Origin of the sequence: Plantactinospora solaniradicis, from assembly GCF_042658085.1 — a bacterium.
GTDB lineage: Bacteria > Actinomycetota > Actinomycetes > Mycobacteriales > Micromonosporaceae > Plantactinospora > Plantactinospora solaniradicis.
Window position 1 is genome coordinate 589177 of sequence record NZ_JBHSPR010000001.1, and the last position, 11601, is coordinate 600777.

At 71.3% G+C, this 11601-nt stretch carries 16 protein-coding genes; 4 read left to right on the forward strand and 12 right to left on the reverse strand.

Translation table 11 applies throughout. The annotated features are described in order from the left end of the window. Positions 1–69 precede the first annotated feature (69 nt). Positions 70–663 carry a flagellar biosynthesis protein FlgA gene (locus ACFP2T_RS02645; protein ID WP_377416823.1) on the forward strand — a complete coding sequence of 198 codons (594 nt, stop codon included), beginning with the start codon at positions 70–72 and terminating at the stop codon, positions 661–663. A gap of 67 nt (positions 664–730) precedes the next feature. Here ACFP2T_RS02645 and ACFP2T_RS02650 read toward each other — a convergent pair whose 3' ends face one another. Further along, positions 731–916: a hypothetical protein gene (locus tag ACFP2T_RS02650; protein WP_377416825.1), complete on the reverse strand. Its 186-nt coding sequence runs from the start codon at positions 914–916 to the stop codon at positions 731–733. A 122-nt stretch (positions 917–1038) separates the two neighbouring features. Between ACFP2T_RS02650 and ACFP2T_RS02655 the strand changes: the two genes are divergently transcribed. Continuing rightward, on the forward strand, positions 1039–1380 hold the full coding sequence (locus ACFP2T_RS02655; RefSeq protein ID WP_377416827.1) for a translation initiation factor 2: 342 nt from the start codon (positions 1039–1041) through the stop codon (positions 1378–1380). 45 nt (positions 1381–1425) lie between these two features. Here ACFP2T_RS02655 and ACFP2T_RS02660 read toward each other — a convergent pair whose 3' ends face one another. Further along, positions 1426–1899 (reverse strand): DUF2231 domain-containing protein, encoded by a 474-nt coding sequence (locus ACFP2T_RS02660; protein WP_377416829.1) that lies wholly within the window; start codon positions 1897–1899, stop codon positions 1426–1428. A gap of 225 nt (positions 1900–2124) precedes the next feature. Here ACFP2T_RS02660 and ACFP2T_RS02665 point away from each other — a divergent pair, with 225 nt between their 5' ends. Then, entirely contained in the window at positions 2125–2550 is a 426-nt protein-coding gene (locus ACFP2T_RS02665; RefSeq protein ID WP_377416831.1) for a Fur family transcriptional regulator, read from the forward strand. A gap of 62 nt (positions 2551–2612) precedes the next feature. Here the strand turns inward: ACFP2T_RS02665 and ACFP2T_RS02670 are convergent, their stop codons facing one another. The 10 genes from ACFP2T_RS02670 to ACFP2T_RS02715 form a co-directional block, all read right to left on the reverse strand. Then, positions 2613–3452: a RecB family exonuclease gene (locus ACFP2T_RS02670; RefSeq protein ID WP_377417853.1), complete on the reverse strand. Its 840-nt coding sequence runs from the start codon at positions 3450–3452 to the stop codon at positions 2613–2615. 176 nt (positions 3453–3628) lie between these two features. Then, a complete protein-coding gene (locus tag ACFP2T_RS02675) occupies positions 3629–4243 on the reverse strand; it encodes a MarC family protein (protein ID WP_377416833.1) in 615 nt (204 codons plus the stop codon). A gap of 40 nt (positions 4244–4283) precedes the next feature. Continuing rightward, positions 4284–5180 (reverse strand): PHP domain-containing protein, encoded by an 897-nt coding sequence (locus ACFP2T_RS02680; protein ID WP_377417855.1) that lies wholly within the window; start codon positions 5178–5180, stop codon positions 4284–4286. Positions 5181–5196: 16 nt separating this feature from the next. Beyond that, positions 5197–6381 (reverse strand): hypothetical protein, encoded by a 1185-nt coding sequence (locus tag ACFP2T_RS02685; RefSeq protein WP_377416835.1) that lies wholly within the window; start codon positions 6379–6381, stop codon positions 5197–5199. Beyond that, a complete protein-coding gene (locus ACFP2T_RS02690; RefSeq protein ID WP_377416837.1) occupies positions 6378–7091 on the reverse strand; it encodes a SigE family RNA polymerase sigma factor in 714 nt (237 codons plus the stop codon). Before ACFP2T_RS02690 ends, ACFP2T_RS02685 begins: the two co-directional genes overlap by 4 nt. Positions 7092–7271: 180 nt before the next feature. Next, the gene (locus tag ACFP2T_RS02695) at positions 7272–8153 is read right to left on the reverse strand and encodes a PH domain-containing protein (RefSeq protein ID WP_377416839.1); all 882 of its coding nucleotides are present in this window, start codon (positions 8151–8153) and stop codon (positions 7272–7274) included. A gap of 6 nt (positions 8154–8159) precedes the next feature. Beyond that, a complete protein-coding gene (locus ACFP2T_RS02700; RefSeq protein WP_377416841.1) occupies positions 8160–8318 on the reverse strand; it encodes a hypothetical protein in 159 nt (52 codons plus the stop codon). 119 nt (positions 8319–8437) lie between these two features. Continuing rightward, on the reverse strand, positions 8438–9109 hold the full coding sequence (locus ACFP2T_RS02705) for a DUF6758 family protein (protein WP_377417857.1): 672 nt from the start codon (positions 9107–9109) through the stop codon (positions 8438–8440). A 237-nt stretch (positions 9110–9346) separates the two neighbouring features. Continuing rightward, positions 9347–9985 (reverse strand): TrmH family RNA methyltransferase, encoded by a 639-nt coding sequence (locus ACFP2T_RS02710; protein ID WP_377416843.1) that lies wholly within the window; start codon positions 9983–9985, stop codon positions 9347–9349. Between the two features lie 26 nt (positions 9986–10011). Next, the gene (locus ACFP2T_RS02715; protein ID WP_377416845.1) at positions 10012–10551 is read right to left on the reverse strand and encodes a hypothetical protein; all 540 of its coding nucleotides are present in this window, start codon (positions 10549–10551) and stop codon (positions 10012–10014) included. A 652-nt stretch (positions 10552–11203) separates the two neighbouring features. On the opposite strand from ACFP2T_RS02715, the gene trxA reads away from it, so the two are divergent. Then, positions 11204–11575 carry a thioredoxin gene (gene trxA, locus ACFP2T_RS02720; RefSeq protein WP_377416847.1) on the forward strand — a complete coding sequence of 124 codons (372 nt, stop codon included), beginning with the start codon at positions 11204–11206 and terminating at the stop codon, positions 11573–11575. Positions 11576–11601: the final 26 nt, after the last annotated feature.

An 11601-nucleotide genomic window follows, 5' to 3' on the forward strand; every position in this document is an offset into this window, starting at 1 on the left:
GTCGCCTAGCCTCCTGCGCATCGAGCGGCGCCCCCGGGTGCTGGCGTCGCCGGCCCCGGGAGGCTCGCCATGGCGCACGACCGTACGCTCGCCCGCCGCGACGGCACACTGGCACCGAGCCGCTGGCCGGTACGACCGAGCGGCGGTGCGACACTGCGCTGGGCGCTGGTCGCCGCCCTGCTGACGCTCGCGCTCGGCCTGCTCTACCTGCGTCAGCCCTCGTCGTCCTGCCCCGATCCGACTGCTGCGGAGCCATCCGCAGGACGTTCCCCGGCGGCGACCCCGGCGGGTACGACGTCGCCGTCCGGCGGGCCCGAGAGCAGGTCAGCCGCGTCCGGCCCGCCGCCGGGACCGACCGGAGGGCCGTTGCCGGTGCCGGCCGGAGCGGTCGGTGTTCCGATCCGGCTCGCCGAACCGACCGCGTTGACGGTGGCCCGGCCGGGAGCCCGGGTGGATCTGCTGGCGGTGCCCGGTGGCGATCGGGCGGCCCGGACTCCGAGGCCCACGGTCCTGGCGGCCCGGGCGCTGGTGCTCGACGTACTGGAGGCGGCGCCGGACGAGGGCGCGGCCAGTGCGATCTACCTGGCGCTCAGCCCCGACCAGGCACACCGTGCGGTCGGCATGCCGGAGCCCACCCGCTTCGCGATCATCGTCCGGCCGTAGCGGTTGCCGTCGGCCGGGACGTCCATGATTGGGCGAACCCGGGCATCCGTCCCGGGCCGAGGATCCGTCAGTCCCAGTGCGGCGGACGCTCGGCCAACAAGCGGTCGTCGTTGGAATCCGACATTTCGCCCCAGCCTCGGTCGGTGTCGTCCACGGACTGGTCGGGCAGCACCCGATGGTCGTCGGTCAGCTCGACCCTTCGGTCGTCGTCCCGGGCCTGTCCCGTGGCGCGCGGCTCGTCCGTCCTGTGCACCCGGGAAGCGTACCCGCGCCCTCGCCCCGGGGCGGAAGCCTGGCCGCGCGGTCGGGACGGCGGGCGGGTCGGCGATACCGGAGAGCGGTCCGGCACGGCTCGGGTTGGTAGCGTCGGACAGCGTGACGACGCGCAGCGGTGACGCCGCCGATGACGCCTTCTGGCGCCGGCCCCCGGAACCATCCGCCGGCACGCCGGAGCCGGCGGCGGGCACCCCGGCGCAGCCACCGAGGCGGCCGGAGGTCCACTACCCCGGGCCGCCCGCGAGCGACACTCCACCACCGGGCTGGCGGCCACCCGTGCACGTGCAGCCGCCGCCACCACGACCGCTGCCCGCCCAGGACCTTCCGGGCCTGGATGTCGCCGAGGACAGCGCACGGACGCTGACCTACGGCATCGGGCTGGTCGGTGGCGCGGCACTGCTCGTGGTGATGTGCCTGCTCTGCTCGCGGCTGCTGTTCTGACCGGCTGCCCGGATGCCGCGTGGGCACCGTTCGGCGCGCAGGGCCCTAGAGGATGCCCTCCCACACCGTCTTGGCGCCCGTGTCGCCGGTCAGGTAGACGTAGTAGACGCTGATCGCGCCGAGCACCACGACGACCCCGGAGAGCACCAGCTTCAACCAGCCGGGCAGCGGCCGACGCCGGCTGGTCAGGACCACCAGCAGCACCGTGGCCACCCCGAGACCGAGGCTCCACCACAGGGTCAGCTCGCCGTAGCCCTGGTGCTCCTCGATCTTGGCTATCCCCTCCGGGGGGTAGTTCCGGCCGACCAGCACCTCCTTCAACTCCTCGCCGGACAGCTTGGCGAAGAAGGCCGACACGGGTGCGCCCACCGCGAGGGCCACCGCCGCCCAGTCCAGCCGGGACCGAAACCGAGGCAGGGCCACGTAGGCCACGCTGACCAACGCCAGCAGTGGCACGAAGACCACGACGGCGTGAATCAGCAACGGATGTACGGGAAGGCCCATGAATTCCCTGAACACCGACGTCTCCTTTGTGACGATCCCGACCGGGGGACCCTACGCTACGACGAACAGGTCACAGTTCCTGCGACCCATTCCGGTACACGGGTGAGGAGCCCGGGCGGTTCACTTCGGTTCCGCCGGTATCCGGTTGTCACCTTCGCATCCCGTCGGCCGCCTTGGTGACCACCACGATCGCCGGGTACCCGCCTTGTTGGCACCGCGTTCACGTGCTGTTATAGGTGAATGACTGGTGAGGAGCTGCTCCGGTCGAGGGGCCTTCGGGTCACCCGACCGCGCCTCGCCGTACTCGAGGTGCTGGCCGCCGGCGGGCACCTCGAGGTGGACGAGATCACCCAACGGGTCCGCCAGCGGCTCGAATCGGTCTCCACCCAGGCCGTCTACGACGTACTCGGCGCACTCTCCCGGGCCGGGCTGTCCCGCCGGATCGAGCCCGCCGGATCACCGGCCCGCTACGAGGCACGGGTCGGGGACAACCACCACCACGTCGTCTGCCGGGGCTGCGGCGAGATCGCCGACGTGGACTGCGCCGTCGGCTCCGCGCCCTGCCTCGACCCCGTCACCGCGTACGGCTTCGAGGTCGACGAGGCGGAGGTCACCTACTGGGGGCTCTGCCCCACCTGTCAGCTACGCCGGGCCGCGGACGACTGAGCCGAACCGGCCGGGGAGCGGGTGCCGCCGCGACGGCGTTCCGGCGTCAGTCCGTCACTCCGTCACTCCGGATCGGCCGGCAGCAGGGCCCGCTCCACGGCTGCCCAAGGTTCCTTGGCGGGCGCGTCCGCTCCGGCCGGGCAGCTGCGCCGGTAGTCGCACCAACCGCACCGGACCCCTGGCGAGACCGGGAACGCCTCGTCCGGGTCGGTGCCGTCGGTGACGGCCCGCTCGGCGGCGATGATGTCCCGGGCGGTGTCCTCGGCCCGGCCCAACTGGCGGGCGAGTGACTCCGGGGTGTGGTCGTGTGCCGCCACCGTCCCGCTGGGCAGGTGGTGCAGTTCCACCCGCCGACACGGCTGTCGGAACACCCGCTCGGCGGCGTAGGCGTAGAGCGCGAGCGCCTGGGAGCCTCGGGCGTCGTCGGCGTCCAGCCCGGTACGCCCGGTCTTGTAGTCGACGATCACCAACTGCGGACCGTCCGGGCCGGGGCGGGAGTCGATCCGGTCGGCCCTGCCGTTGAACGCCAGCACGGCGGTCTTCACCGCCACCACCCGCTCCACACCCAACGGGTCCTGATCGGGATCCAACGTGTCCACGTAGGACTCCAGCCACTCCAGGGCACGACGGAACACCGCCCGCTCCTGCTCCTCGTCCCGGTAACCCTCCCGGACCCAGGTGCCCTTGAGCAGCGTCGGCAGCGCGTCCGAGCCGCGACGGTCGGCCGGCAGGGCGTACCAGTTGCGCAGCGCGGTGTGCACGCTCGCGCCGAGGGAGTTGTGTGCCCAGGGTGGGCCCTTCGGCGGCGCGGGACGGTCGACGTAGGAGTAGCGGTACCGCCGCGGGCAGTCCGTGTACGCGCCGAGCTTGCTCGGCGTACAGACGAAGAGGCGTTCGGGCATCCCCTCGAACCCCAGCTGCTCGGGCTCGGCGCCACGTGGTCGAGGGGTCCGGTTACCGCCGGAGGAGGGCCTTCGCACGGCCCGATCCTGCCATGTCGGTCCGACACACCTGTCGATCCGCCTCCATCGGCCTGCCGCGTCCTGGCGGACCGGTCCGCCGTCCGCCGCCCGTCCCGTCAGGATCCGTTCAGGTGCGCGGTGACGAAGGCGGCCACCGAGTCGGCGATGAGCTGCACCGCGATCGCGGCGAGCAGCAGGCCGGCGATCCGGGTCAGCACCTCGATCCCGGCCGGTCGGAGCACCTTCACCACGATGCCGGAGAAGCGCAGGATGAGCCAGACCGCGGCCATCACCGCGACGATGCCGACCCCGATCGACAGGTAGTCCGCCGTACCCTCGGCCCGCTGCACGAAGAGCATCGTGGCGACGATCGCCCCGGGACCGGCCAGCAGCGGCGTGCCCAGCGGCACCAGCGCGATGTTGGTGGTGGTCTGTTCTCCGGGGTTGTCGGCCTTGCCGGTGAGCAGTTCGAGCGCGACCAGGATCAGCAGCAGGCCGCCGGCCCCCTGCAACGCCGGCAGGTCGATGTGCAGGTAGTCCAGCAGCGTCTGCCCGGCCACCGCGAACACCACGATCACTCCGAGGGCGAGCGCCACCGCCTGCCACGCGGCGCGTACCCGGTCCCGGGCCGGCATCTGACCGGTCAGGGCGAGGAAGATCGGCACCATGCCCGGCGGGTCGGTGATCACCAGCAGGGTCACCAGGACCTCGCCGAGCAGCTTCATGTTCACGTGATCACCGTAGTCCGGCCCGGACCACGGTCCGGGCAGGTCAGCCGGGGTCGGTGAGCACGGCGACCCCACTGGCCGCCGCCACGATCCGCCGGTACGCCTCGACCTCGGTGGTGTACGCGCCGAGCCGGACGGTCTTGTGCGTGCCGTGGAAGTCCGAGGAGCCGGTGACCACCAGCCCCAGCTCGGCCGCGAGGGCCCGTACGTGCGCCCGCTCGGCCGGCGAATGGTCCTCGTGCTCGGCCTCCAGACCGGCCAACCCGGCCGCCGCCAACTCGGCGATCAACGAGTCCGGCACGATCCGACCCCGTCGGCTGGCTCGGGGATGCGCCATCACCGGCACCCCGCCGGCCTGCCGGACCAACCGGATCGCCCGGAACACGTCGATGTCGTCCTTGGGCAGCCGGTACCGCTCGCCGAGCCAGTCCGGGGTGAACGCCTCCGCCGTCGTCGTGACCAGACCGGCCCGGATCAGCGCCTGCGCGATGTGCGGCCGCCCCACGGTGCCACCGGCGGCACTGGCCCGGATCTCCGGCCAGCTCACGTCGATGCCGTCGGCGCGGAGCAGGTCGACGATCCGTTCGCCGCGTACCTCCCGGGCCGCGCGTACCCGGGTCAGTTCGGCGACCAGTTCCGGGTGCTCCGGATCGAAGAGGTAGCCGAGCAGGTGCAGCGGGATCGACGGCTCGGTGCCGTACCACCGGCAGGAGAGCTCGGCCCCCCGGACGAGGGTGAGTCCCGGCGGCCGGGCACGCACCGCCCGGTCCCAGCCGCCGGTGGTGTCGTGGTCGGTTATCGCCAGCACGTCGAGCCCGGCCGCCCGGGCCGCGCCGACCAGTTCCTCGGGGGTGAGGGTGCCGTCGCTGGCGGTCGAGTGGGTGTGCAGGTCGATCCGGGCGGAACGGTCTCCCGCGTCCGGCGTTCCGGGTTGGGGGATGGTCACCGCGCCGACGCTACCGGCCGTCGGCCGGCGCCATCAGTCTCGGCACCAGTTGCCAGCTCTCCTGGACGCCGTCGGGCAACGGCACTTCCTCCTCGGTGCCGTCGGTACGGCAGCGCACGACCCGCCCCTCGTCGCCGGTCACCACCGTGTGGTCGTCCGCCCAGACCGGGGTCACGGCGGAGGTGACCGGACACGAGATCAATTCGGTCCCGCCGGCCAGGGCGCGTCCGACGTCGATCAACGCCACGTCGGCGGTACGCCGTTCGGCCAGCCAGCGGCCGTCCGGGGTCAGCCCGCCGTCGGAAGCCGTACCGCCCAGCCCCAGTGCGCAACTGCCGACGCGTACCGGCAGCAGCTTGCCGCTGTCGGGAGCGAGCCTGGCCAGGCAGTGCCGCGTCCCGTTCTCCTCCCGGACCAGCCCCACGAGATCCGTGCCCCCGGGGCCGTAGACCGCCGTCACGTCGGCGTTCCGGGCCGGCGCGGCCGGCCGCGCCAGGTTGACGAATCCGTAGCCGTGCTGGCCGTCGGAGATCACCACCCGATCGGCGGTGAGTGCCACCGGCCAACTGTCGGCGGGCACCGGGACGTCTCCGACCACCGCCATCCCGGCCGTGGTGACCTCGGCGATGTAGACCGTCGTGTCGATCTGGAAGGCGAACCGGGTGCCGTCGGCGCTCAGTACCCACCGGTCGTCCTCGCCGCTGAGCGAGAGTGAGGAGCCGTCCGGCCGGAGGAAACGAACCTTGCCGGCCCCGGCGTACACCCAACCGGCGGGCACCCGGTAGACCCGGGTCACCTCGCCGACCCCGGTGAGACTCAGCCGCCGTCCGTCGGTGGTCCAGAGCTGGTCGCCGCTGCGGATGTCGAGCCCGATTCCGGTGTTCCGGCCCGCCACCGACGGTTCGACGGGCGGGTCGACCGGCGCCGTCGAGAACGGATCGACGGAATCGACGCTGAACCCCGCCACCCCGTTGGCCGGCCCGGTCCGATCCGGGAACCAGCCACCGCCCAGCGTGGTCATACCGGCGATGACCAGCACCAGCGCCGCCGCCACCGCGAACGACGAGCCGACCGCTCGCCGACGCCGCGCCGAACGCCCCCGCCGGATCACCGCACCGGCCGGGTTGTCCGCCACCGGCGGCGCCTCGACCCTGGCGGTGAACATCTCACGCAGCGAATCTTCCAGCATGATCATCGAACTTCCGCTCCGACCGCCGGAACGGGGGTGCTCGGCACGGCCAGGGGCGACGCCGGTCGCCGGGCGCCGACCTGCCGTGGCCGGGGGGCCACCGGTTCGGGAGCCGGCGACCGACCGCTGCCGGGTCGTGCCGCCTCGAACTGCTCGTCGGCGGCGATCCGTCCGACCGGTACGGGTGCCAACTCACCGTCGGTCGAGGTGACCGGAATGTCGGCCTCGGCCCCGAGTCGGCGCCGGAGCGTGGTGAGTGCCCGGGAGGTCTGGCTCTTCACCGTCCCCGGGGAGATGTCGAGCATCGCCGCCGTCTGCGCCTCGGACATGTCCTCGTAGAAGCGCAGCACCAGAACGGCCCGCTGGCGTACGGGCAGGGTGCGGACGTGTCGCCACAGCCGGTCGCGTTCGAGCTGTTCCTCGATCTGGTCGGGGGCCGGTCGCTCCGGCAGGACCTCGGTCGGGCGCTCGCCGTGCCAGCGCCGCCGCCACCAACTGGTCGCGGTGTTGATCAGAACCCGTCGGGCGTACGGCTCGACCGCCTCGATCTCACCGAGCCGCTTCCAGGCCAGGTAGGTCTTGGTCAACGCGGTCTGGAGCAGGTCCTCGGCGGTCGCCCAGTCGCCGGCGAGCAGATACGCCGTACGCAGCAGGGCGGCCGAGCGCGCCGCGACGAACTCGCGAAACTCCTCGTCCACCGAGTGCCTGGGCGCCACCGTCGCCTCCCCCCGCCATGACAATCGAAGGCTGCCACAGCCGGACCGGTCAGGTCCATGGCGGATAGGTGCGATTCCATCCGATGTTCGGGCAGAAGGTTGCGGCGCCGTAGTCGGTTGCCAGATCCCGTTATCAAGCTCACATGCCCGTCAACGGCCCCGCGTCCCCGTCAATGCGTCTCAGGCACCGTCGTCGGCCTTGGCCTCTTCGGCCTCCTTGCCCAACCGGGCCTCGACCGCCTGCGGCTCGTACATCTCCTCGACGACCCGGAGGTAGAGCTCATTGGGGTTGGGCAGGTACTTGATCTCCCGCAGTGCCTGCTCCTGACCGGCCGACTCCAGTACGAAGGTGCCGTAGTTGAGCGCCCGACCGAGTGGGGACTGTTCGTATTTCATGTCGGTGACCCGCAACAACGGCATCATCGCGACCTGTCGGGTGATGATCCCATTGACCACCATCACCCGCTTGTTGGTCAGGATGAAGCGGTCGAAATACCAGTCCGCCACCCGCCAGGCGACCCAGCCCATGATGCCGAGCCAGATCAACACCGCGATGGTGGTCAACGTGCCCACCTGCTGGCCGGCGAGGAAGCCGGAGAGGTAGCCGAGCACGAAGGTGGCCAGCAGGCCGATCAGCAGCGGGGTGGCCAGGTAGATCTTGTGCCGCTTCCACTCGCCCCGGTACCGCTCGGTGGGGAAGAGGTAGCGCGCGACCAGCGAGGTCGGCTCGTCCTCCAGCGGCAGGACCCGCCGCGGACCGAGCGGCATCCCCGAGGCGTCGACCCGGAGGCCGGCGAGTTCCTCCTCGGAGATCTCCGGACCCTGGTCCGGATCACGCACCCAGCCCCGGGTGCCGGCCCGACGCTCCTCGCCGCCGTACCCGACGCCTTCGGAGTAGCCCGGGCCGTCCGAATAGGAGGGCCCGTCGGAGTAGTCCGGGCCGGTGCCGAACCCGGGACCCTCGTCGGGTCGGACCCGTGGGATCGGTTCGGTGTCCCGGTCGCGCCGTCGACGCTCGGCGTCGTCCTCGGGCTCAGGGGGTTCACCCGACGGATTGCCCATGCGCGGCTAAGCGACGAGGTCGGTGAAGAAGTCGCCGAAGCCCTGGGCGATGTCCAGGATGCTTCCGCCCAGCGACTTGAAGACGTCGGCGGCGGAAGAGGGCTGGTAGGCGATGAAGAAGATCAGGAAGGCGATACCGCCCCAGGTGAAGACCTTTTTAAGCATGGCGGGCCATCCCTCCGTGCGGTACCGGGCTGCGAACCGCGGCAAAACCCAGAGTATCAGTCGGCTGTCCTGCGGTGAATAAACCACGTGCGCCCTGTTCCACTGCCTGACCGGCCATTTCAGACCTTCCCGTGCAGGTAGGGGCAGGGAGCACCGTACACGAGCTCGGGCGGTGTCCACTCGGTCAAGTCGTGTAGGTCGACGTCTTCCGCGAGGAGGTAGCCTGCGCTCGCCGGCCAGGTTATCGCATAGAGCCAGATCCCCCGAGCTTCACCGGCGTAGGCGCTCCGGTCTGTCGGAGATTTGACTGACCAAAGTGGAGTCGGATGACCGGCCGCCCGGACCTTGGCGTGCGCGACCCGCTCGGGATGACCGGGGCCGGGCTCGGTGATCGCCTCGGTGAGTTCCGGACCCGGGTCGGGTCCGGCGGTGCCGGCGAGCCGGGTGCCCAGGCCGACGCCGGGCTCCTCGGCGACGAGCACCAGGTCGGCCGGTCCGCCACCGAGCGGGGTGGGCCCGCTGCACGCCACCGCGGTCGCCCGGACTCCGCCGCGGTCGTCGCCGGCCCAGCCGACGCCGGTCATGGTCCAGCCCGGCGGGAGCGGCCAGGGACACCACAGCGGCAACGAGGGCGTGGCACGGGCACCGGAGCCGGCCGCGTCCGGGTCGGGCATACCCCGGTCGATGATGATCCGCTCGATGGTGCTGGCCACGATCTCCGGCCCGATGTGCTCCGCGACGTGCAACGGGGACACCGGGCCGCAGTCCGGACACCGCCAGGCAGTGTGCATCAGGTCCGGCGCTCGGACCGGACCGCCGCAACGTGGACAGCTCACCGCAACACCCACGACAACTACAGTCCCCGCACTACTGCCCCGGAGTCAAGCAAACCAGCCTTTTCGGTCGTTCTCCGTACGGTCGGGACGCGTTTTCCGAGGTCAACAAGAGTGGCTGGGGGCGGATTAACCCGGAATGGGCGGTTTCGTCCGACACGTACGGGCCCTCTGGCAGCGGCTCGGCCGAGGGGGTCAGGCGGGCTGGTCGGGCGGCGGGTCGCCGTACGCCCTGATCCAGGCGTGCATGGCGATGCCGCTGGCCACGCCCGCGTTGATCGACCGGGTCGAGCCGTACTGGGCGATGGAGAAGACCGCCGCGGAGGCGGCGCGGGCCGGCTCGGACAGCCCCGGACCTTCCTGACCGAACAGCAGTACGCAGCGGCGGGGCAGCACGGCGCTCTCCAGCGGCCGCGATCCGGGCAGATTGTCGATCCCGATCACCGGCAGGTCGGACGACCGGCACCAGTCCAGGAAGCCCTGGACCGTCTCGTGGTGCCGAACGTGCTGGTACCGGTCGGTCACCATGGCGCCCCGCCGGTTCCACCGCCGACGGCCGACCACGTGCACCTCGGCCGCGAGGAAGGCGTTGGCGTTCCGGACCACCGTGCCGATGTTGAAGTCGTGCTGCCAGTTCTCGATCGCCACGTGGAAGTCGTGCCGCCGCAGGTCCAGGTCGGCGACGATCGCCTCCCGGCGCCAGTAGCGGTACCGGTCGACCACGTTGCGCCGGTCGCCGTACGCCAGCAGTTCCGGGTCGTAGCGCGGATCGGTCGGCGGCTCGCCGGGCCATGGCCCGACTCCCACCTCGACCTCGACCTCGGCGCCCTCCACGATCTGCAGAGGGTACGGCCCGCCGGTCAGCCCGCCGAGCGCAGGCCCAGCGCCTCACCCAGCTGATCCAGGAGCCGGCGTTGCGCGGGGTCCACCGGATCGCCGAAGGGTCGGGGTCGGCCGTCGGGACCGGCGGCGCGGCAGACCCGGGCGGCGACGGACTGCACCCACTGCCGGTACGCGGCCGAGTCCGCCGGGTCGGCGTGTCGGGCCAGCGCCTCGACCGCGGCTCGACAGGACCGGAGCAGTTCGGCGAGTTCTCCGTCGGGCTGGCCGGGCCGGGCCGGCGCCGAGTGCCCGTCGTCGGATTCCGCGTAGATCGCGGCGACCACCGCGCGGACCAGCTCGCTGTCGAAGGACCTCCCCGCGGCGATGCCGTCCAGGCCGGCGAGTCCCTCGGTGACGGCCCGGACCGGATTGTCCGACCCGGTCGACGAGGCCGCGACGATCACCCTGCCCGGCAGCCGGGTGAGCAGTTGCCATTGGTCGGCAGCGTAGCCGGCCGTGGTCGCGCGCCACATGCCGTGCGTGGCGCCGGGCGAGTCCGGAGATCCGGTGTGACTCATGGCGGCCCTCCCGGGTCAGCATATGCCGCCACTGCGGAAAAGGTCCCGTTCCGCCCCGAAAAGCGATGGTGGCGTGGGCGGCCCTGCTCGCCACGGCCGACGCGACCGCGCCGCCCGCGTCCGTCGTCGACTTCTCGGGTACCCGGGTACGCCGACGGCACCGTTATCGAAAATTGAGGCATCCTCGGGAGCGGAGAAACCGACCCCGGACGCAATGAGCGGCGGGGCCCTCCCCGGCACCCGCCGCCCACGCTCTGATGGGAAAGATTCTGCCCGATCCGACCCACTCCGCAGAAGGGGCGGACGGGAGATGGGGCTCACAGTTACCTTTTTGTAATGTTACTGAACGTGAACGGTCGTACGCGACGAGGCATCCGTTATGTCACCTGTTTCCGCTTGCCAACCGGCAAGTTTCCCGATCACACCCGGGCTGGCCAGCACAAGCGCTGGAAACGCTCCCATGACCCTCTGTCACGCGACTGTGTCACGAATGTTTCAGTTCCGGATTCCCCCGACAAGGGACCGCTGTCGATACCGGATCCGAACGTGACGCGCCCCACGATGACCGTTTCAACCCAGGGTGCCGGGGAATTCACGGGAGGCCGGACAGGTTCTCCAGTCGTAGGGCCAATTGCGGTGATCGGAGTGATCAATGGCGACCGTTGAGCTGACCACAGGGAACTTCGACGAGGTGACCGAGCAGCCGGGCATCGTGCTGGTGGACTTCTGGGCCGACTGGTGCGGCCCGTGTAAGCGGTTCGCACCCGTCTATGAGCGCTCCTCGGAGAAGCACGAGGACATCGTCTTCGGCAAGGTCGACACCGAGGCACAGCAGGAAGTCGCCGCGAAGTTCGATATCCGTTCCATCCCGACGATCATGGCGGTCCGGGATGGCGTGATCGTTTTCGCCCAGCCGGGCGCTCTGCCGGAGTCGGCGCTGGAGTCGCTGATCGAACAGGTGCAGGCGCTCGACATGGACGACGTGCGCAAGCAGCTCGCCGAGCACGCGGAGCACAGTCACTGACCTGGTAACCCGGTCTTCGGGCGGGC